Source organism: Eikenella sp. NML03-A-027 (genome assembly GCF_001648395.1).
In the GTDB taxonomy this organism is placed as follows: Bacteria; Pseudomonadota; Gammaproteobacteria; order Burkholderiales; family Neisseriaceae; genus Eikenella; species Eikenella exigua.
Genome location: NZ_LXSM01000007.1, coordinates 45,779 through 66,171, shown reverse-complemented (window position 1 = coordinate 66,171; position 20,393 = coordinate 45,779). Strand labels below are relative to the sequence as shown.

Here is a 20,393-nt window from a genome sequence, read left to right as displayed (position 1 = left end):
CCTTTGGTTTAATTCTTCATCGACTGCACCGGTGCGGGGATGCGGCCGCCGCGCGCGATGAAGTCCGCACACGAGCCCGATTTCACCGGCATGATCGGCGCGTAGCCGAGCAGGCCACCGAATTCGACGCGTTCGCCCACGCCTTTGCCCGGTACGGGGATGATGCGCACGGCGGTGGTTTTGCTGTTGATCATGCCGATGGCGGCTTCGTCAGCGATGATGCCCGCAATGGTCGCCGCCGGGGTGTCGCCCGGCACGGCAACCATGTCGAGGCCGACGGAACACACTGCCGTCATCGCTTCGAGTTTGTCCAGGGTAAGGGTGCCGCTGGCAGCGGCGGCAATCATGCCTTCGTCTTCGGAGACGGGGATGAAGGCGCCGCTCAGGCCGCCAACGGCGGATGAGGCCATCATCCCGCCTTTTTTCACCGCGTCATTCAGCAGGGCAAGGGCGGCGGTGGTGCCGTGCGTGCCGCAGACGCTGAGACCCATCGCTTCGAGAATGCGGGCGACGCTGTCGCCGACAGCGGGGGTGGGCGCGAGCGAGAGGTCGAGGATGCCGAAGGGGATACCGAGGAGCCGCGCCGCTTCCTGCCCGATGAGTTCGCCGACGCGGGTGATTTTGAAGGCGGTTTTTTTGACAACTTCGGCGATTTCGGTGAGGTTCTTACTATCGCAGTGTTGCAGCGCCGCTTGCACCACGCCCGGCCCGGAGACGCCGACGTTGATGACGGCGTCCGCTTCGCCTGCGCCGTGGAAGGCGCCCGCCATGAAGGGGTTGTCCTCGACGGCGTTGCAGAAGACGACGATTTTGGCGCAGCCGAAGCCTTCCGGGGTGATGGCGGCGGTGTGCTTGATGGTGTCCGCCGCGAGCTTGACCGCGTCCATGTTGATGCCGGCGCGGGTACTGCCGGTGTTGATGGAGGCGCAGACGATGTCGGTCGTGCGCATCGCTTCCGGGATGCTGGCGATCAGGACGCGGTCGGCGGGCGAGAGGCCTTTGTGCACCAGGGCGGAGAAGCCGCCGATAAAGGAAACGCCGATGGCTTTGGCCGCCTTGTCCAGCGTCTCTGCCACGCTCACATAGCTGTCCGCCCCGGTCGCGGCGGCAATTTGCGCAATCGGCGTGACGGCAATACGCTGGTTGACGATGGGCACGCCGTATTTGGCGGAGAGTGCTGTGGCAGTCGTGACCAGGTCTTTGCCGATACGGGTGATTTTGTCGTAGATGTTGCGGTTGAGCTGTTCCAGGTCAGGACTGATGCAGTCGTGCAGGTCAATGCCGATGGTGATGGTGCGCACATCAAAGTTTTGCTCGGATACCATGCGGATGGTTTCGAGGATTTCGGTAAAGTGAAGGGACATTTTCAGGTAGCCTTTTTATATTGTTGGATTAAATTTTGAATTTGACATACATATTTCTATGGGTTCCCTCAACACTTTTACGCATCTGGTATGCGAATATCTCTGGGTATTTCCTCACTTCAGGCTACCTGAAACATATTCCCTGCCTAAAATACTGTAATCGCGGCGAAGAGCTTTCAGGTAGCCTGCAAATTAAATCCGGTGCATAGCGTTGAACAACGCTTCGTTTTGCATGCGAATATCCAAGCCCAGCTTCTCACCGGCTTGGGCAAACACGCTCAGCATTTCTTCGCGGCTTTGCGGGCAGTGGCTGGTGTCCATCAGGATAATCATGGTGAAATATTCGCCCATGAGCTGCTGGCTGATATTGAGGATGTTGATTTGATGTTCGGTCAAGAGTTTGGATACGTCGTAAACGATGCCGATGCGGTCTTTGCCGATAATGGTGAGTATGGAATGGGGGTTAGGCTGGGGCATAGTCATTCAATTTCTGTTTGAAAATTTGAGGCCTTTGCGAAGTGCCGCTCTGCGGTGTGTTCGCAAAGGCCTCCTAGGATATGGGCATGCATAGAACGGTGGCCGTGCTCAATCATCCTGTTGGCCGTTTTCGGCATTGGCCACCATCTGTTCGGCAGCTTCTTGGGTGAGGGCGGCGAAACCGGCAGGCAAATCCAATGCTTCCAACGTGGTTTTGCCGGTGGGTTTGTCGGCCATCTCGGCAAATGCCTGACGCAGGGCTTCTTGCTGTTCGGCAAAATCAGGATGCAATACCACCATATGTGTGACGACGGCAAAACTGCTTTCCTGCAAAACACGCAGCTGCTCAAGCGTGCGCTTGCTCATGTAGGCATAGGTACTGGCCAGAAAGAAGCCGGCCTGTGCTTGGCCTCTAATCAGGGCAGAGGCTGCCTGGGGGAAGGTGGCGGCTTCTTCGATTTTAAGCTGTTCCGCATCCAGCCCGGCCTGTTTCAACAAGCGCAGGCCAAGGCAGCGGATATCGGGATTGGAGCCGGTTTTGATCAACGCATCAGCCGGCAGGTCTTCCATTTTTTGATATTCCGATTCGGCAGAGACGGCCACCACGGCTTCATCAAATTTATCTTTCAGGCACACCAGCGGCAAATAGCCTTTGTCTTTGATCAGCGCCATAGCATCAAAAGCGTTGACATAGAGCATGTCCATTTTTCCTCCCTCGGCTAACTCCTGTATTTCTTCAACATTAGCAGGCAGATGCAGATGGATGGAGAGTTCGGTTTCGCGCTGTAAATGGCTGCTGAGCAGATACCAATGGCTGAAGTGGTCGGGCAGGTAGTCCGGCGCCACCACAAAGTTGATTCCAGCTTGTTGCACCATAAAACTTTTTCCTTGTTTTTGCTGAGTAATTTCTGTCTTCACAACAAATGAGGATGTGTGTTTGTGTTTCGAGATTGGATTGAGGTTACCTGAAAACTTAAGGTTAAAACATCAACCGTATTCCAAGCGCCCTACCCTTATCCCCCCAAAAAACAGCAGGGACGAAAAGAGTCATTCTGTTCTAATGTAATTATCTTACCACCTTTACCTGCGATAAAAAACCACCTAATATTAGGTGATTTTTTGCTTGGCTATGGATATGCTAGAAATAGCATCAGGCAAGGATTTTCTGCCAATATTGGAAGCCCTCCGCTACATCAGGCTCTGAGGCCTAACATACAGGAAAGGCTACCTGAAATGCAACAAAGAGCCGGCTATTTTAGCCGACTCTTTGAAATTTGGTGGAGGTAAGCGGGATCGAACCGCTGACCTCTTGCATGCCATGCAAGCGCTCTACCAACTGAGCTATACCCCCAATTTGGTGGCGAATCAGGGACTCGAACCCCGGACACAAGGATTATGATTCCTCTGCTCTAACCAGCTGAGCTAATTCGCCACTTCTTCCAGAAGGCGCGTATTATACGGCTTTCTCAAATTCTGTCAAACCCCAAAACACACTTTTTTGCTATAGTTTGATTTATATGGATAACTATATTTTCACACTGCTTTTCAAAACTCAAACAAGCCGGTATTTCACTCGCCAGCCCATTTGATGTATCAACCCGCAAACTGTTTCTTCATGCGCTCACGCCGCTCCTGCGCTTCCACCGACAAAGTGGCAGTAGGGCGGGCGAGCAAGCGCTTGAGGCCGATGGGCTCGCCGGTATCGACGCAATAGCCATATTCACCTTCATCAATCTGACGCAGCGAGGCCTGAATTTTGTTCAACAATTTACGCTCACGGTCGCGGGTGCGCAACTCCAGCGCATATTCTTCTTCCTGCGTGGCACGATCAGCCGGGTCGGGGGCAGCTTCATGGTTTTGCAGATGGCCAGTAGTGTCGGCCGCCTTTTGAATCAGCTCGTCTTGCAGCTTAACCAACAACTCACGGAAAAAAGCCAGCTGATCAGCATTCATATACTCCTCTTCCGGGCCTTTCCAGTTGATGATGTCTTGCTCGGTTAATTTTGCCATGAGTTATCCTTTTTGTGAAATTCTACCAACCGCCCTTCCCGAAAGCGGCTGCTTCTTTTATAAAAGAACGAAATATAAAACAGCCGACCGCTTATGGCAAGAGCAAAAAATTCAAATGCATGATAATCGCCGGCAACCCCCAGCCAATCCAGCCCCACAGTAAAAGCGCCAACAGGCTACCTGAAAAATCCCAGCGACCGATACGCAAAAAGGCAAATGGGCGGCACAGCGGCTCATACACGCGGCTGAGCACTGCCACCAGCGGCGAATACGCCTGCGATAAAGACAGCACCATGCGCCACAACAAACCACCCAGCAACACATAAGCTGCCGAACGCGTAAGGACAAGCGCAGCGAGCAACACATCTGCCGCTACTATCGGCCAGCCAAACATCCCCGCCGGCAGATTGAGTAGTGACAACAACAAATACAACGCTACATACAGCAGCCAAGCCGCCAAGATGCAGGCGCTGTCCAAACCGCCCAAGGGAGGAAGTAGGCGGCGTAGCGGCTTCACCAGCCAGTCGCTGCTGCGGCAGCAAAACTGCGCCAGCGGGTGCATATAATTCAAACGACCGTATTGCAGCAGGCAGCGCGCCAATAGGAGCATGACCAGCGCATCAGCAAGCAGGGAGACGAATTGATTAAACATACAGCCCTATTCTGCCAGCTGCTTGGCCAATTCCTGCGAACGCGCCACACAGGCAGCCACGCCCGTGCCAATCGCTTCGGCCACACCACGCGCCTCAAAGGTTTGCAGCGCAGCATAAGTGGTGCCGCCTTTGGAAGTAACTTTTTGCCGCAAATCGGAAAACTCTTCCCCGCTCTGCTCGGCCAGCCGCACCGCACCTTGAAACGTGGCCAAACTGAGCTGCCGCGCTTCTTCCGCATTGAAACCCTGCTGCCTTGCGGCGTCTTGCAGCGCTTCAAGCAAGTAAAACACATAGGCCGGGCCGCTGCCGCTGATACCGGTAATGCGGTGCAGACCATCTTCACTATCCAGCCACAGAGTTTGCCCGCTGGCACGCATAATACGATCGGCTAATTCGCGGTCGGTCGCAGATGCGCCGCTGTCGGCAAACAAACCGGCCAAGCCCTGCCCCACCTGCGCTGGAGTGTTCGGCATAATGCGCACGATGCGGCGCTTGCCGCCCAGCCAGCGGCTCAAGGCCGCGCACGGCAGCCCGGCGGCAATCGACAACACCAGCGCGCCGCCCGTTTGTACCTTTTGCAGTGCCGCCTGCATATCTTGCGGCTTCACTGCCAACACCAACACGTCGCCCTCCTTCAGCGGCGGCAGCTCTGCAGCAGTGGCGATGCCGTATTGCTGCGCAAGCGTGGCCAGCTTGTCGGCACTGTAGTCGATGGCACAGATATCGAAACCACCGGCGCGGCTCATGCCGGCGATAATGGCAGAGGCCATATTGCCTGCGCCGAGAAAATAGATGGTCATGATGTTTCCTTATGTGGTGGTTTGAAAGTTTCAGGTAGCCTCATCTACCTGCCGACAGGCTACCTGAAACCTTTATTCGCCATAATCCCGCTGCCCGAAAATAGCGCTGCCGATACGCACATGGGTGGTACCGCAGGCAACGGCGGTTTCCAAATCGTCCGACATGCCCATGGAGAGCACATCCACATCCAGCCCATGCGCCTGCAGAAATTGCAGCAATTCGTTCATGCGGCCAAACTGCTGGCGCAACTCTTCTTCGCTGCTGCCCAGCCGCGCCACGCACATCAGGCCGCGCAGTTTCAGCCTGGGCAGGGAGGCTACCTGAAAAGCCAGTTCGCGCAGCGTTTCCTCTTGCGGCGGCACACCGTGTTTGACGTCTTCGCCGCCGATGTTCACTTCAATCAGCACTTGCAGCGGCGGCATGGTTTCCGGCCGCTGATCGCTCAGGCGGCGGGCGATTTTTTCGCGGTCTATGGTGTGCACCCAATGGGCGCGTTCGGCGGCGATGCGGCTTTTGTTGGATTGGATATGGCCGATGATGTGCCAGCGGATGTCGGGAATATCGGCCAGTTCGCTGCTTTTTTCTTCAAATTCCTGCAGATAGTTTTCACCAAAATCGCGCTGCGTGCTTTTTTGGCACAACAGGCGCACATCGGCGGCGGGGAAGGTTTTGCTCACCGCAATCAGTTCGGGCTCGGGGCAGCCTGCCGCTTCAGCGGCAGCCCAAATGCGGGCGCGCACGGCGTGCAGGTTCATGGTTAGCACTCTCATCATTTTTCCTTTTCATCAAATAATTCAGCGGGAATTTTGCACACGGGAATGGGCTGGATTTTGTGTAGCGTGGCACGGTGCAGGCGTTGGTAAATCTCGAACACTTCGCGCTCGCGGTCGGCAAATTCTTCGGCGCGGCGGCCGGCTTCGCTTTGCGCCATCGCCCATTCCAGCTCGGGATAGCTCGCGCCCATCTGCTGCTCGTCGGTGCGCTCTTCGTCCCACAGCCCGTCGGTGGGTGCGGCTTGGCGGATGGCGGGCAGCACCGCCAAGGCTTCGGCCAGGGTGTACACCTGGGTTTTGAGCAAATCGCCGATGGGGCTTAAATCCACACCGCCGTCGCCGTATTTGGTGAAAAAGCCCACGCCGAAATCTTCCACCTTATTGCCCGTGCCCGCCACCAGCAGGCCGTTGATTTGGCCATAGTAATACAGCGCGGCCATACGCAGGCGGGAACGGGTGTTGGCCATGGCCAGGTTTTTATTGGCGGCGGCGGTGTCGGCCACGCTGCTCTCGAATTGCTCGAAAGTTGGCGTTAAATCCAGCATTTGGCTGCGCACGTTGATAAAACGGCGCTGCAAGTCGGCGATGTGTTCGTTGGCCCGCTGCAACTGGTCGGCCTGTTGGCGGATGGGCAGCACCACGCACAACACGTCCAGCCCGCTGTGCGCACACAGGGCAGACACCACGGCGGAATCTACCCCGCCGGAAATGCCCACCACAAAACCTTTTGCGCCCGCGCGCACGGCATAATCGGCCAGCCAGCGGCTGATGTGTCGGATAACGGCTTGGGTTTGCATCATGTTTTCCTATTTTGATGAGCCGCCAACGCATAATTCATTGGCGACCTGTTGAATATAAACGCTTAATGAAGCCAGGCCGGCTTCATCCGCAATCTTTTCATTCTCTTCCAAATAATAATATCGCCCCAGCGAATCGCTCACACCCACCCTGCCTTGCAAAGTTGGCTGGTTTAGCTCCATTTCGAGCACCACTTCATCGTTATCGTCATTTTTCAGGTAGCCTTCCCGTAGCAGCAGGCTGAGCAGAATCCTAATCGCACGCGGGCGCACAAAAATATCCGCATCTGTCTTCAACACCCGAATATCGGCCGAAAGCTCATCGTGCCATCTGATGATGTGTGCCAACAATTCTATCTCGCCCATTTGCCATCCTTCGCTCGGTTTCACGGCAGCGGGTAATATATCGCCAATCCGCCCAAAAGCCAAATGCTAAGCCCAGCCCGGCAATCTGCTAAAATTCTGCAGAGGCTACCTGAAAACCAAAGCCTCAGCGTAATAACAATGAACACCGCAGCTTTCTGCGCCGCTCAAACCGAAAGCAATCAATGGAAACCCTCCGCACCGCCCACCTTATCCTCCGCCCATGGATACTCGCCGACGCTGCCGCACTCTACGCGCAAGCTCAAAACCCTAAGATAGGCGCAATGTGCGGCTGGCTTCCGCACAAAAGCGTGGCAGAAAGCCAGGAAATTATCGAACATATCCTGCTTAATCCCCATTCTTTCGCCATCTGTCTTGCCGACAATCAACTCATCGGCAGCATCGGTCTTCTTTTCCCCAACGACAGCAATTTGCCACTGGCCGCAGGCGAAGCCGAAATAGGCTATTGGCTGGGCGAAAGCTTCTGGGGCAAAGGCTATGCCACCGAAGCCCTGCAAGCCATGATTGCCTATTCTTTTGAAAAGCTGGAGCTAACCCGCCTATTGGCCGGCGCTTATCAAGAAAACATCCCCTCACAAAAAGTGCTGGAAAAATGTGGCTTCCGCCACCAGCAAACCATAGAGCACTTCTTTTCCAAGATCACCGGCGAAACGCACACCGCCCTGCTATACGCATTAGCCACCACTCCCATTTTCAGGTAGCCTCTATTACACAAAAAAGGAACCCCATGCTTCACCAGCCCCCGCAACAAATCCGCCTACAAGCTGACCACCAAGGCCTCGTATTGGTTTACCCTAATGCCGAATACACCCTGCCTGCCGAATACCTGCGCGTGTATTCCCCCAGCGCCGAAGTGCGCGGCCACGGACGCAGGCAGGCCAAACTGCAAACCGGTAAAGCCGGCATCAGCATCACCAACCTTCAGCCTGTCGGCAACTATGCCCTCAAAATCACCTTCTCCGACGGCCATGACAGCGGCCTCTACAGCTGGGGCTACCTGTATGAATTGGCAAGCGGATACGCTACAATGTGGCCCGATTACCTGCGCCGCCTCGACGCAGCCGGCGCTTCCCGCGAACCTGCCACACAAACCCTTGCTATCCCGAAAGGAAAAAAATGTCCGCATTAAGCCGCACCCTCCCCGCCCTCATCACCGCCTCCGTTTTGTTGCTGGCCGGCTGCGATAAAGTTGCCGACAACGCCGCCGGGCAAATCGACGACCAAAAAGCCCGCAGCGAATTCGTGACCAACTGCGCCAAATCTGCCGTTGAATCCTCCAAAGGCTCAATCAACGACGTAGCGGCCACCAAACTGTGCGGCTGCACCTACGACCAAGCCGCCTCCACCTACAGCAACTCCGAAGAGTGGAAGAAAGACCTCATCCGCTACGGCCTGAACCAAAACAATAAAGAGCTGGAAGCCAAAATCCAAGCCGCCATGACCACCTGTATCGACCGCTTCTCCAAAGGCCAGCTGTAACCCTTCTGCAGGCTACCTGAAAGCACTTTATGTCCACCAAACCCGCCCTGTTCGTCCTCAGCTTCTTGCTCCTGGCCGGCTGCGACTTTATTGCCAATAAAGCCGCCAGCAACGTAACCGAGCAAGAAGCCAAAGACGGCTTTATCGAAGGTTGTGTCAAAGGCGCGCTCGATCCGCAAGCCTTCAAACGCCAATTGAGCCAAGCAGAAGCTTCCAAGCTCTGCCATTGCGCCTACGACACCGCTTCCGCCCAATACACCGACCGCGAAAAATGGAAACGCGACCTGATTCGCGCCGGCCTGTCTCCCAACGACCAAAACCAAGAAATCTTCCAAAAACTGGTTGTCGGCCTGCAAAGCTGCGCCGCCAACCAAAACCTGATGTAACCCGCCCAAAGGCTATCTGAAAGCACCACAATGACCGACAAACAAACCCATTTCGGCTACCGTACCGTAAACGAAAGCGAAAAAGCCGCCAAAGTGGCCGAAGTATTCCACTCCGTCGCCAAAAAATACGACATCATGAACGACGTGATGTCCGGCGGCCTGCACCGCGTGTGGAAACACTTCACCATCACCACCGCCCGCGTGCCCAAAGGCGGCAAAGTGCTCGACATCGCCGGCGGCACGGGCGACCTCTCGCGCGGCTGGGCCAAACGCGTGGGCAAAGACGGCGAAGTCTGGCTCACCGACATCAACTCTTCCATGCTTGGCGTGGGCCGCGACCGCCTGCTCAACGAAGGCCTGCTCCTGCCCGTGGCCGTATGTGATGCCGAAAAACTGCCCTTCCCGGATAACTATTTCAACCTCGTTTCCGTATCCTTCGGCCTGCGCAACATGACGCACAAAGACGCCGCCCTCAAAGAAATGCACCGCGTGCTCAAACCCGGCAGTACACTGCTCGTGCTGGAATTTTCCAAAGTGGCCAAGATGCTCGCTCCGGCCTACAGCCTCTACTCCTTCAAGCTCTTGCCGCTCATAGGCAAACTCATCGCCAAAGATGCCGACAGCTATCAATACCTGGCCGAATCCATCCGCATGCATCCCGACCAGGAAACCCTCAAACAAATGATGCTCGACGCCGGCTTCGACAGCGTGGACTACCACAATATGAGCGCCGGTATCGTGGCTCTGCATAAGGGTGTGAAATTCTGATTGCCGCTCGCAGGTTGCAAAATAAAAGGCTACCTGAAAACGAAAAATATTTCAGGTAGCCTCTGAATACAAAGTTCACTCAACAAACAATAAAAATCCCGCATGGCTCATTCATACCATGCAGGACCAACTATTCGTTATTCTTTGGTGCCCAGAAGAAGACTCGAACTTCCACACCCGTGAGGATACCAGCACCTGAAGCTGGCGCGTCTACCAATTCCGCCACCTGGGCTCTTTAATCGAACTTTGCGGTAAAGTGCATTGCTCTTTATGCAAGAAGAGCGCATTATAGCGCCAATTTCCCACTTGTCAACATAATATATGAAGAAGAAAACCTCGCTCCGCCTGCAAGACCCTTATCTGCAACGGGAGACACAACGCTACGAACACCCTCTACCCAGCCGTGAATGGATTACTGAAATGCTGGAAGATAGGGGCGTGCCGCTGAAAACCGAATCTTTGGCTATCCTGCTCGACATTGCCGAACACGAAATGCCCTTTTTCGAACGCCGCCTGACTGCGATGGCGCGCGACGGGCAAATCCTCATCAACCGGCGTAGCATGGTGTGTGCCGCCGAAAAACTCGCGCTGGTGAAATGCCGGGTTGAAGCGCATAAAGACGGCTTCGGCTTTGCCGTGCCGCTCACGCCCGATGGCCAAGGCGACTTTGTGCTGCCCGCCCGCCAGATGCGCGGCCTGATGCACGGCGACACGGTAACCGTGCGCCCAGCCGGCACCGACCGGCGCGGCCGGCGCGAAGGTCAGGTGCTCGATGTGATTGAACGCGCGCAGAAAACCGTAGTTGGCCAGCTCATGATAGAGCGCGGCATCGCCATGCTCTCGCCCGAAGACAGCCGCCTGCCCGACAGCATCCTGCTCGAACCCGATTCGGTGGGAAAAGCTAAGCCCGGCCAAGTGGTGGTGGCTCAAATCGATGTCTACCCCGACGCGCACCGCCCCGCCGTGGCCAGCGTGGTGGAAGTTTTGGGCAACTATGCTGACAGCGGCATGGAAATCGAAATTGCCGTGCGCCAGCACCACCTGCCCCACCAATTCTCCACCGCCTGCGAAAAAGCCGCCGCGAAAATCCCTTCCGCCGTGCGCAAAACCGACCTGAAAGGCCGTGAAGACCTGCGCGACCTACCACTGGTAACGATAGACGGCGAAAGCTCGCGCGATTTCGACGATGCCGTATATGCCGAAAAACAAGGCCGCAATTTCCGCCTGGTGGTGGCCATTGCCGACGTGAGCCACTATGTAAAGCCCAAAGACGCAATTGATGCCGACGCGCTGGATCGCGCCACCAGCGTGTATTTCCCGCGCCGCGTGATTCCCATGCTGCCCGAAAGCCTCTCCAACGGCATCTGTTCGCTCAATCCCGATGTGGATCGGTTGTGCATGGTGTGCGACATGGTGTTCACCTACGCCGGCAATCTTAAATCCTACCGCTTCTACCCCGCCGTAATGCGCTCCCATGCCCGCCTCACCTACACCCAAGTGTGGGACTGGATTCAAAACGGCAGCGACAACCCACTCAAACCGCACATCGATACCCTCTACAAGCTCTATCAAATCCTGCTCAAAAAACGCCACCAGCGCGGTGCAATGGAGTTTGAAACCACCGAAACCGAGATGATTTTCGACAAACAGGGCAAAATCAAACGCATCGTGCCCGTGGTGCGCAACGAAGCACATCGACTGATTGAAGAATGTATGCTCGCCGCCAACGTGTGCGCTGCCGAATTTCTGCTGAAACACCAGCATCCCGCCCTATTCCGCAACCACGCCGGCCCCACTCCGGAAAAACTCGCCACCCTGCGCGAGCAGCTCGGCCTGCTCGGCCTCAGCCTCGGCGGCGGCGAACAGCCCACCCCGCTGGATTACGCCGCGCTCTTCGCCCAAACCGCCGAGCGCCCCGACCGCGAGCTGATTCAAGTGATGCTCCTGCGCTCCATGCAGCAGGCCGTGTACGAGCCCGACAACAGCGGCCACTTCGGCCTTGCCTACCCCGCCTATACTCACTTCACCTCCCCCATCCGCCGCTACCCCGACCTCCTCGTGCACCGCGCCATCAAAGCCGTGCTTTCAGGTAGCCGCTACAACCCCGCCGAAAACTGGAGCACGCTGGGCATCCACAGCTCCCAATACGAACGTCGTGCCGACGAAGCCAGCCGCGACGTGGAAAACTGGCTCAAAACCTACCACATGCAAGACAAAGTGGGCGAAGTATTCAGCGGCACAGTCAGCGGCATGGCCGGCTTCGGCCTGTTCGTCACCCTCGACGACATCCACATTGAAGGCCTCGTCCACATCAGCGAATTGGGCGAAGACTACTTCAACTACCGCGCCGAAACCATGAGCATCGAAGGCGAACGCAGCGGCCTGCGGTTCAGCATGGGCGACAAAGTCGTGGTTCAGGTAGCCCGTGCCGACTTGGATACCCGCAAAATCGACCTTATGCTCATCAGCGGCGGCAGCCTGCCCGGCAAAGGCAAAAAACCCGCCGCCAAAGGGAAAACCGCCACAGCAAAAGGAAGAGCCCGCCGCCCAGCCTCAGCCGGCAAACCTGCCACCAAAAACAAGGCCAAAGCCCCCGCTGCTCCGGCTAAGAAAGCCCACAGCCGCAAAAACAGCCAGCCAGCTCAGGCCGCCCAGCCCAAAGCCAAACGCAAGCCCCGCACTCGCAAAAAAAGCGGCTGAGCTTTGTAAAGAGGCTACCTGAAAATGTATTTCCACTTTCAGGTAGCCTTTTCGGCCTGATATAGCAAGCCAAATTAACCTTATAATACAAACAGTGAGCCGTAGATAGTACAGAAGTATAGCAAGGAGAACCAACGCTATAGCGAAAGTTAAGTTGGTTTGCTCTAGATGAAACATTACTTCAGCGCAGCTGAGGCTACCTGAAAAATGAAACCCGTCTGCTTGTGCAAACGGGTTTCATTTTTCAGGTAGCCTCAAATATTAGTGGCCATATCAAAGTATGGATGGCTCATCCGCTTTCTTGTATCGCTGCAAGCCAGGCTCAAGCCAACATCGTTTTGCGGACAAGCTATCCATACCTTCAATCACACCAGCACATTGGCCAGCAAGCTCTGCCCGAGGTAGCTGCCCTGCTCCGCGCCGGGCAGGGTAAAGAAGTAGCCGCCGCCAAAGGGGCTGATGTATTCCTCCAAAGGCTCGAAGTCGAGCAGTTTCTGCACAAAGATGAAGCCATCATCGAGGTTGGCCTGGTAGCAGATGAAGATGAGGCCGACATCGAGCTGACCGGATTTGGCTAGGCCGCGCGAATAGTCGAAGGGGCGGCGGTAGAGCAGATGGCGTTTCATGAATTCGGGATCGCGGGTATTGGCAAGCCGCATATGGCTGTCGGTGGGGAGGGTTTTGCCTTCGGGGTCGGAGGCATAGTTGGGAATATCGCTTTCGTTTTTCATACCCAGCGGGGCGCCGCTGTATTTTTCGCGGCCGAAAATGGTTTGCTGCTCTTGCAACGGGGTTCTATCCCAAAATTCTACGAAATGGCGGATGAGGCGCACGGCTTGGTAGCTGCCGTTTTTGGCCCAAGCCGGCTCGTCGTGGCTGTTTTCGGCCACGCCGCTCCACAATACGGCATCGGCGGTTTCTGGCTTGGACACATCGGGATTGCCGGAGCCGTCGCGGAAACCTAACAGGTTGCGAGCAGCCAGCGCGCCTGGCTCAGCTTTGGGCAGGAAGCCGTCGATGCTCCAGCGGATAACGGCAAATTGGGCAGTGTTTTTGATGAGGTCGCGCAAGGCATTTTGGCAGGTTTCGGGGCTGAAGGCGCAGATTTGGATGCTGATGTCGCCGTCGCACCATTCGCGCTGCAGTTTGTCGTTGGGGAAATCTTTCATTTCCTGCAGGTGTTTTGGCTTGTGCGGGGCAAGGCCGAAACGTTCGTCAAACAGGCTGTTGCCCACGCTGAGCGTGATGGTGAGGCCGTCGGGTTTGATAACTTTGCCGAGAATACCGCTGCCTTGCGGGGGAAGTTTGGGATCGCCATCTTGCAATTCGCCGCCTTTAGTGAGGAAATCGGCGCGGGCGGTAATGGCGCGGAAGAGGTGTTCGAGCTCTTTGGGGGTTTTGGCCAGTACGTCGAAGGCGGCCATGATGGCGAATTGTTGGTGGGGCGTGGTGATGCCGGCTTGGTGTGTGCCGTAGAAGGGGAAGCTTTGGTCGGAATGGTGCTCGGCGCTACCACCACTGTTTTGCGCCGCGCCGCCTTCGGTACTTTGACCATTGCTATTCAGGCCGCAAGCGGCTAGCCCGGCGGCAGCGGCGCCAACGGCGAATCCTTTGAAGAGATTGCGTTTGGACGGGGATTGGGGGTGTTCGTTGTGGCTCATGTTTTTCTCCTACCGGGATTGGGAATGGGTTGCTTGGCGGTATGTGCTGTTTCCAGGAGTGATTAAATTTTCAGGTAGCCTCTATGCTGAATACAGGCCTACCTGAAATCTTTCATCCAACTAAATCAAACACGATGGCCCGCATTTAGTTCAAACCGAGAATACCGCGCAATTTGGCCAAATCTTCGGCCAAGGCGTTAATCGGTGCCTGCAGGTTTTTACGGTCGGTTTCGCCGAGTTTGTCGTAGGGCTGGAAGCCTTTTTCGGTGCGGTATTTGGCGAGGATGTCGGTTACCTGTTTGAAGTTGGCATCGGTTTTATCCAACAGGGCTTGGTCTTTCTCGGCAATCATCGGGCGGAACAGCTCGATGATTTTCTGTGCGCCCTCTATGTTGGCTTGGAAATCGCTCAGGTCGGTGCGGCTGTAGCGGTCTTCCTCACCGCTGATTTTGCTGTTGGCCACTTCTTCAATCAACACGGCGGCACCGCCCACCACTTTGCTCGGCGGGAAGGTGAGGATGTCGATTTCCTGTTTCAGTTTCTGCACGTCGGTCAGGAGTTTGTCGGCCACGGGCTCCATGCCTTTGGTGGTGTTCAGCGTCCACAGGGCGTGTTCGATGCGGTGGAAGCCGCCGAAGCCCGGGTCTTGTTCTTTGTCTTTGAAGTCGTCGGCGCGTGCGTCGATGGCGGGGTCGAGCTCGTTAAACAATTCGGCAATCGGCTCGATGCGCTCGTAGTGGGTGCGTACGTCGGCAAACATGGCTTTGGCATCTTCGGTGCGGCCGGCTTTCACGGCTTCTACGAAAGCAGTGGTTTTGGTAACCAACTGGGCGGCTTCGTTTTGCACGTAAACTTTATAGTCGGCCAAAGGCTGAGCGAGTTTTTCCATGTTGGCTTCACCGGCCGCCTCTTTGAAGCCGCTATCGGTTACCACCAGCTTGCCGCGCGGGTTGTTCAAAAGGCCACAGGTCATTTCGTATTCGCCTGGCAGCAGGGTAACGGTCATTTTGTCGCTCAGGCTGGGTGCGATGTTTTCGCGCTCATCCACCACCATCACGCCCTTGAGAATTTCCCACTCCAGCTTGCGGGCGCTGTTGTTTTTGATGTTGAACACCACCTGGCCGCTTGGCACGGTGAGCTCCATCGGGTCGCAGGCGTGGTCGTTTACCGCAATGTTGAAGCTGCCGTCGGCATTGGCAGTGGCGGCTGCGCCGGAAGCAGCAGAGGCGCCGGAAGCGGGCGCAGCAGGCTGTTCGGCGGCGGGCGGCTGACAGGCAGCCAAGCCGATGGCGGCCAACACGGCCAAGGCGGTAAGATTCAGTTGCTTCATAATTTAACCTTTCAAATACAAAAACTAGCTAGTTTGGGAAGATACGGCAGCCGGCTTGCTGCCGCGCAAAAACAAAAACAACACGGGAATCAGATAAGCGAAATAGAGAATAAAATCAGACAGCACCGGATGGTCGGTATAGCCGAAGAAACCACCAAGCAGAACGCCCAGCGGGCTGTCTTCATGCAAAACGTGCGACCAATCCAGCGGAGTGTGCGAAGACCAATCAAACAGATTCACCTGCCACACATTCCACACGCCCGCCTCATGCAGCGCGCGGAACGCGCCAGAAGTAAGGCCGGCGGCCACAAAAATCAGGAAAACGCCCGTCCATCGAAAAAAACGCGCCAGGTTGATGCGCACCCCGCCCTGATAAATCAGCCAACCCACCACGGCCGAAGCGGCCAGCCCCAAGACTGCGCCCAGCGGCATGGCCGCGGTGGGGCTTTGGTTGAACACCGCCAGCAGGAAAAACACGCTCTCCATGCCTTCGCGCGCCACCGCCAAAAAAGCCATACCCACCAGCGCCCAGCCATGCCCGTTGCCGCGGTTGAGCGCATCGCTCACCGACTGCTGCAAATGCTGCTTTATCGACTTGGCCGCCTTCTGCATCCACAGCACCATATAAGTGAGCATTGCCACGGCCACCAAGCCGATCACGCCCACCACAAATTCTTGCTGCTTCTGCGGAATCTCGCCGGTTTTCTTATAAATAAACCAACCGGCAGACAGGCACATCGCTGCTGCCAGCACCACGCCGAGCCACACTTTCGGCATCATATGCCGATAGCCGCCCTGCTTTAAAAAGCCGGCCACAATGCCCACAATCAAAGCTGCCTCGATGCCTTCGCGCAGCATAATCAAAAAAGCAATCAGCATCGCCGGCCGCTCCTTACAAAATTCATATCCGGTTGATTATATCCTTGCAGCAAAGCAAAATGCAAACAATTTCTAATTAGATTAAATGAATATTTAGTTATAAATCATATGATTACCAATGAAAATTCGGCTTCCAAAAATCTATTGGAAACCGAATATAACCAAACTGATAAAAACTGCCCTACCACCAATACGGATAATACGGCCGATACATCATCCACTCCAACTCACGCCGCCGCTCGCGCCGTTCCAACATTTCCAGCTGCTGCCGATACACCAAATTTTCCCAAGCCATCCGATAACAAGCCTGAAAAGACGGCTCCGCAACCCGACGCCGATATTCACGCTGCAACTTGGGCTTCTCGGCATCCTCCACCCCCAAGTAATCCTCCTGCTGCAAAGCCAACAGCTCAGCCGTGCGCCGGTCGCACTGAGCCGCCAGCGCCACCACCGTCTGCCTCATCTCCCGCTCCCTTGCCGCCTCATAGGCCGCACGCTGCTGCGGCGTCATCGCACAACCCGCCAGCAGCAGGCCAGCAACGACTACCTGAAAAAGTTTAGCCAACATTACATCCTCCTTAAACCAATGTTTAAACAATAAATTAATCATACACTATTCCATACCGGCCACAAACCGCCCCGCCAAATTTTCAGGTAGCCTTCCCTGCCAATCCGTTATAATCCCACCCCTCACCATTTCACAAACACTCAAACACCATGTTTGCCCAAGCCCGCCAACACCTACGCACCCCGCGCGACCTCCTGCGCTTTTGCACCAGCCGCTTCAACCAAGCCCACCTCAGCTTCGGCCACGGCAGCGACAACGCCCACGACGAAGCCGCCTACCTCATCCTCCACACCCTGCACCTCCCGCTCGACACCCTCGAGCCATATCTTGATGCCGTCCTCCTGCCCCAAGAAATCGATGCCGTGCTCAACCTAGCCGAACGCCGCGTCAACGAACGCCTCCCCATGGCCTATCTCACCCGCCAAGCCTGGCAGGGCAACTTCGAATTTTATGTGGACGAGCGCGTGCTCATCCCCCGCTCCTTCATCTACGAACAACTCGGCGAGCCCATCGCCCCATGGATAGGCGACAGCAACCATATCCACCGCGTGCTCGACCTCTGCACTGGCAGCGGCTGCCTCGCCATCCAGGCCGCCTGCCACTACCCCGAAGCCCAAGTCGACGCCGCCGACCTCAGCCCCGAAGCCCTCGCAGTAGCCGCCATCAACGTGGCAAACTACGGCCTAGAAGATCGCGTCCGCCTGATTCAAAGCGACCTCTTCGCCAACCTTTCCAGCACTTACGACCTCATTATCTCCAACCCCCCTTATGTAAACGCCGAAAGCGTCGCCGCCCTGCCCGCCGAATACCTGCACGAGCCGGAAATGGCACTCGGCAGCGGCGAAGACGGCCTCGACGCCACCCGCCAAATCCTCCAACACGCCCCCCGCTTCCTCAATCCGCGCGGCGTATTGCTGGTGGAAATCGGCCACAACCGCGAAGCCCTCGAAGCCGCCTTCCCCCAGCTCCCCTTCTTCTGGCCCGAACAAAGCGACGGCGGCAGCAGCGTTTTCCTGCTCACCCGCGAGCAATTATTGGGCGAAGAGTAGGCAAAGCTGCCTGATCCCATCCGTTGCGAAAGGCTACCTGAAAGCTTCAATCCATTTTCAGGTAGCCTTTAATCATGCCCTATCATCCAACTTCTCCGCCACACCCCCGCATATAGCTAAAATACCCCACTTCATACATATAGCTGGCTATAAATATAAGGCTACCTGAAAATTTCAGGTAGCCTTTCCCCTCCCAACACGCATCGTTAAGCTGCCAAACGCAACGCCTCGCCCAAACCGGTGCGGCGGTGGTTTTTGCGTTGCACGGCGGCGGTGAGGGCGCTCATCTGGCCGGCGTAGCCGAAGCGGCGGCGGGCGCGGGTGATGGCGGTGTAAAGCAGGGTGCGGTCGAACAGGGCGGAGTCGGCCTCGTCGCCCAAGAGCCACACTTCCTGGTATTCCGAGCCTTGGCTTTTGTGCACGGTCATGGCGAAGGCGGTATCGTGCGCGGGCAGTCGGCTGAGCGATACGGTGCAGAAGCCGCCGGCATCGGGGAAAAACGCAGTCAGCCCGTCGCCATGCGGCAGCACGATGCCGATGTCGCCGTTAAACACGTTCACGGCATAATCGTTTTCCGCCACCATCAGCACCTGCCCGGCAAACCAGCCCTGCTCCGCCGCCCTACCCTGCGCAGCCAGAAGCTTGCGATATTCGCGGTTGAACTCCGCCGCCTGGCTGCGCCGTGCGGCCAGCACCACCAGCTGCTGCTGGGCGGCGAAGCAGGCCGCCAGGTCGCCACTGCTTACCGCCTGCCAATAGGCTGCGTGCTGTTTGGCAAAATGCCGCGCCAAGGCGGCAGGCGTTTCAGGTAGCCTGAATAAGTCGTCGGTGAAGCGGGCAAACGCAGCTTCGGCGGCGGCAGCCTCTCCGCTCACCACGGCCTGTGCCAATGCGCCCACACCACGCTGCGGATCGAAGCGGTGGCTGTATTCCAGCCGCGCCACGTTGCCGGCCAAGGGCGGCGGGTTATCCCGCACTTCAAACGGTACGCCTTCGGGCAGCCACTCAGCCAACTGGGCAGCTTTTTCAGCAGTGAGCACGGTGGGCTGCGCCAGCACGGGCAGCACAGCGCCAATGCCCACCGGCGGCAGCTGGTTTTCATCACCCAGCAAAATCAGGCGGCTATGCTCGGGAATGGCGCACAATAATTGGTGCAGCAGCGGCAGATCCAGCATGGAAGCCTCATCGGCCACCACAATATCGAAGGGCAACGGCTGTTCGCGATTAAATTTCGAACGGCCGACAACAGGGTTCAGCTTCAGCAAACGGTGGACAGTTTGTCCTTCCAATGCTGTTAAATGCTGCAACACCTGTTCGCTACCCACCTTAAAGCTACTCAACGCGCGGTGCAGCGAACGGGTCATGTGGGCGGCGGCCTTGCCAGTGGGAGCGGTGAGCGCAATGCGCGGCATCTCGGCCGCATCGACACATAGCAGCGCCAACAGCTTGGCCACAGTGGTGGTTTTGCCCGTACCCGGCCCGCCGGTTACCAGCATCAGCGGCTGCAACACCGCCAGCGCGGCAGCCAGCCGCTGCTCGTTATGCCCGGCATCGGGAAACCAATCGCGCAAACGCTGCCGCAGCCCGGCGTTTTCAGGTAGCCTCACCCGATTGTGGGCAATCCGCTGCAATTCGGCGGCCACGCTGCGCTCTAGTGCAAACAGCCTGCCACTAAACATCCGCCGCCCGCGCAACACCAAAGGCGTGAACGTGCCGCCATCGCCCACCACCGGCGCGGCCTGCCGCAACGCATCCGCCTCTTGCGGCGTAAGCGTGATGTAGCAGTGGCCGCCCTCTTGCGCGGCAATCAGTTCGTCCAACAGCGGCAACACTGGCTCGGCGGCCTGCGGTGCCAAACGCTGCAACACTTCGGCAGCAGCTTGGGCGGCGGGGTAACGGTATTCGATCATAGCGGATTCTTTCAGGTAGCCTACAGGTGGCACAGGCGGCAAATAGGTGGTAAAACCAAGCATGAATTATAGGCGTTGAACACATGCGTTCCAACCTTGAAATTGCTTGTATCAGGGTACGGATGTCCCCATGCACCAAAGAACAGATACTACACTTCAGACTACCTGAAAATCATTTTGCCCTGCAGGAATACGGACTGGTACACCCACGCCCCATTAGCTTGCTATTCTCATTCAAGATAATTTGGCTAAAGACACGTTTCAGGTAACCTCCCATCCACTTATCAGACAAAATGTACACAAAATTAAAACTGTCGCATTCTTAAGGTAATCTTTATCTTTAATTTTCTTGCAATTCTTAGACATTCTGTGCATTATCATCTTAAAATCACACCAAGGAATTG

Annotated in this window: 21 protein-coding genes and 3 tRNA genes; 7 read left to right on the top strand and 17 right to left on the bottom strand. The window is 56.4% G+C overall.

The features are described from left to right. Positions 1-8: 8 nt before the first annotated feature. From A7P96_RS03730 to A7P96_RS03680, 11 genes are all read right to left on the bottom strand, one after another. Complete coding sequence (locus A7P96_RS03730; RefSeq protein ID WP_067524850.1) at positions 9-1,364, bottom strand: PFL family protein; 1,356 nt, start codon at positions 1,362-1,364, stop codon at positions 9-11. 192 nt (positions 1,365-1,556) lie between these two features. Then, positions 1,557-1,841, bottom strand: a complete 285-nt coding sequence (locus A7P96_RS03725; RefSeq protein WP_067524921.1) for an ACT domain-containing protein — start codon at positions 1,839-1,841, stop codon at positions 1,557-1,559. Between the two features lie 108 nt (positions 1,842-1,949). Further along, on the bottom strand, positions 1,950-2,717 hold the full coding sequence (locus tag A7P96_RS03720; protein ID WP_067524848.1) for a PhnD/SsuA/transferrin family substrate-binding protein: 768 nt from the start codon (positions 2,715-2,717) through the stop codon (positions 1,950-1,952). A 399-nt stretch (positions 2,718-3,116) separates the two neighbouring features. Beyond that, a tRNA-Ala gene (locus A7P96_RS03715) sits at positions 3,117-3,192 on the bottom strand. A 4-nt stretch (positions 3,193-3,196) separates the two neighbouring features. After that, a tRNA-Met gene (locus A7P96_RS03710) sits at positions 3,197-3,273 on the bottom strand. 161 nt (positions 3,274-3,434) lie between these two features. Then, positions 3,435-3,851: an RNA polymerase-binding protein DksA gene (gene dksA, locus A7P96_RS03705; RefSeq protein ID WP_067442509.1), complete on the bottom strand. Its 417-nt coding sequence runs from the start codon at positions 3,849-3,851 to the stop codon at positions 3,435-3,437. Positions 3,852-3,942: 91 nt separating this feature from the next. Continuing rightward, positions 3,943-4,503: a YggT family protein gene (locus A7P96_RS03700; RefSeq protein WP_067524844.1), complete on the bottom strand. Its 561-nt coding sequence runs from the start codon at positions 4,501-4,503 to the stop codon at positions 3,943-3,945. Between the two features lie 6 nt (positions 4,504-4,509). Beyond that, the gene (gene proC, locus A7P96_RS03695; RefSeq protein ID WP_067524842.1) at positions 4,510-5,304 is read right to left on the bottom strand and encodes a pyrroline-5-carboxylate reductase; all 795 of its coding nucleotides are present in this window, start codon (positions 5,302-5,304) and stop codon (positions 4,510-4,512) included. 72 nt (positions 5,305-5,376) lie between these two features. Further along, positions 5,377-6,075, bottom strand: a complete 699-nt coding sequence (locus tag A7P96_RS03690) for a YggS family pyridoxal phosphate-dependent enzyme (RefSeq protein WP_067524840.1) — start codon at positions 6,073-6,075, stop codon at positions 5,377-5,379. Continuing rightward, positions 6,075-6,875 carry an NAD(+) synthase gene (nadE, locus tag A7P96_RS03685; protein WP_067524839.1) on the bottom strand — a complete coding sequence of 267 codons (801 nt, stop codon included), beginning with the start codon at positions 6,873-6,875 and terminating at the stop codon, positions 6,075-6,077. Before nadE ends, A7P96_RS03690 begins: the two co-directional genes overlap by 1 nt. Before the next feature lie 9 nt (positions 6,876-6,884). Next, complete coding sequence (locus A7P96_RS03680) at positions 6,885-7,241, bottom strand: hypothetical protein (RefSeq protein WP_067524838.1); 357 nt, start codon at positions 7,239-7,241, stop codon at positions 6,885-6,887. A 182-nt stretch (positions 7,242-7,423) separates the two neighbouring features. Here A7P96_RS03680 and A7P96_RS03675 point away from each other — a divergent pair, with 182 nt between their 5' ends. Genes A7P96_RS03675 through ubiE form a run of 5 tightly spaced genes read left to right on the top strand, consistent with a single transcriptional unit; the run spans position 7,424 to position 9,892 of the window. Continuing rightward, a complete protein-coding gene (locus A7P96_RS03675; RefSeq protein ID WP_067524837.1) occupies positions 7,424-7,960 on the top strand; it encodes a GNAT family N-acetyltransferase in 537 nt (178 codons plus the stop codon). Positions 7,961-7,986: 26 nt separating this feature from the next. Then, on the top strand, positions 7,987-8,388 hold the full coding sequence (locus A7P96_RS03670) for a gamma-butyrobetaine hydroxylase-like domain-containing protein (protein ID WP_067524834.1): 402 nt from the start codon (positions 7,987-7,989) through the stop codon (positions 8,386-8,388). Next, a complete protein-coding gene (locus A7P96_RS03665) occupies positions 8,376-8,738 on the top strand; it encodes a hypothetical protein (RefSeq protein WP_067524832.1) in 363 nt (120 codons plus the stop codon). Before A7P96_RS03670 ends, A7P96_RS03665 begins: the two co-directional genes overlap by 13 nt. 29 nt (positions 8,739-8,767) lie before the next feature. Continuing rightward, the gene (locus A7P96_RS03660; protein WP_067524830.1) at positions 8,768-9,124 is read left to right on the top strand and encodes a hypothetical protein; all 357 of its coding nucleotides are present in this window, start codon (positions 8,768-8,770) and stop codon (positions 9,122-9,124) included. 30 nt (positions 9,125-9,154) lie between these two features. Then, a complete protein-coding gene (ubiE, locus tag A7P96_RS03655; RefSeq protein ID WP_067524828.1) occupies positions 9,155-9,892 on the top strand; it encodes a bifunctional demethylmenaquinone methyltransferase/2-methoxy-6-polyprenyl-1,4-benzoquinol methylase UbiE in 738 nt (245 codons plus the stop codon). 145 nt (positions 9,893-10,037) lie between these two features. Here ubiE and A7P96_RS03650 read toward each other — a convergent pair. After that, positions 10,038-10,124: transfer RNA gene (locus A7P96_RS03650), tRNA-Leu, on the bottom strand. Positions 10,125-10,213: 89 nt separating this feature from the next. Here A7P96_RS03650 and rnr point away from each other — a divergent pair. Next, positions 10,214-12,592, top strand: coding sequence for a ribonuclease R (gene rnr, locus A7P96_RS03645; protein WP_067524826.1), 2,379 nt, complete (start codon positions 10,214-10,216; stop codon positions 12,590-12,592). Positions 12,593-12,957: 365 nt separating this feature from the next. Here rnr and efeB read toward each other — a convergent pair whose 3' ends face one another. The 4 genes from efeB to A7P96_RS03625 all read right to left on the bottom strand — a co-directional run bounded on the left by efeB (position 12,958) and on the right by A7P96_RS03625 (position 17,030). After that, the gene (gene efeB / locus A7P96_RS03640; RefSeq protein WP_067524824.1) at positions 12,958-14,253 is read right to left on the bottom strand and encodes an iron uptake transporter deferrochelatase/peroxidase subunit; all 1,296 of its coding nucleotides are present in this window, start codon (positions 14,251-14,253) and stop codon (positions 12,958-12,960) included. 145 nt (positions 14,254-14,398) lie between these two features. After that, positions 14,399-15,583, bottom strand: a complete 1,185-nt coding sequence (gene efeO, locus A7P96_RS03635; protein WP_067524823.1) for an iron uptake system protein EfeO — start codon at positions 15,581-15,583, stop codon at positions 14,399-14,401. A 24-nt stretch (positions 15,584-15,607) separates the two neighbouring features. Beyond that, positions 15,608-16,462, bottom strand: a complete 855-nt coding sequence (efeU, locus tag A7P96_RS03630) for an iron uptake transporter permease EfeU (RefSeq protein ID WP_067524821.1) — start codon at positions 16,460-16,462, stop codon at positions 15,608-15,610. 181 nt (positions 16,463-16,643) lie between these two features. Beyond that, on the bottom strand, positions 16,644-17,030 hold the full coding sequence (locus A7P96_RS03625; RefSeq protein WP_067524920.1) for a hypothetical protein: 387 nt from the start codon (positions 17,028-17,030) through the stop codon (positions 16,644-16,646). A gap of 149 nt (positions 17,031-17,179) precedes the next feature. Between A7P96_RS03625 and prmB the strand changes: the two genes are divergently transcribed. Continuing rightward, complete coding sequence (gene prmB / locus A7P96_RS03620; protein ID WP_067524820.1) at positions 17,180-18,079, top strand: 50S ribosomal protein L3 N(5)-glutamine methyltransferase; 900 nt, start codon at positions 17,180-17,182, stop codon at positions 18,077-18,079. A 206-nt stretch (positions 18,080-18,285) separates the two neighbouring features. Here prmB and recD read toward each other — a convergent pair whose 3' ends face one another. Beyond that, entirely contained in the window at positions 18,286-19,989 is a 1,704-nt protein-coding gene (recD, locus tag A7P96_RS03615; protein WP_067524918.1) for an exodeoxyribonuclease V subunit alpha, read from the bottom strand. Positions 19,990-20,393 lie beyond the last annotated feature (404 nt).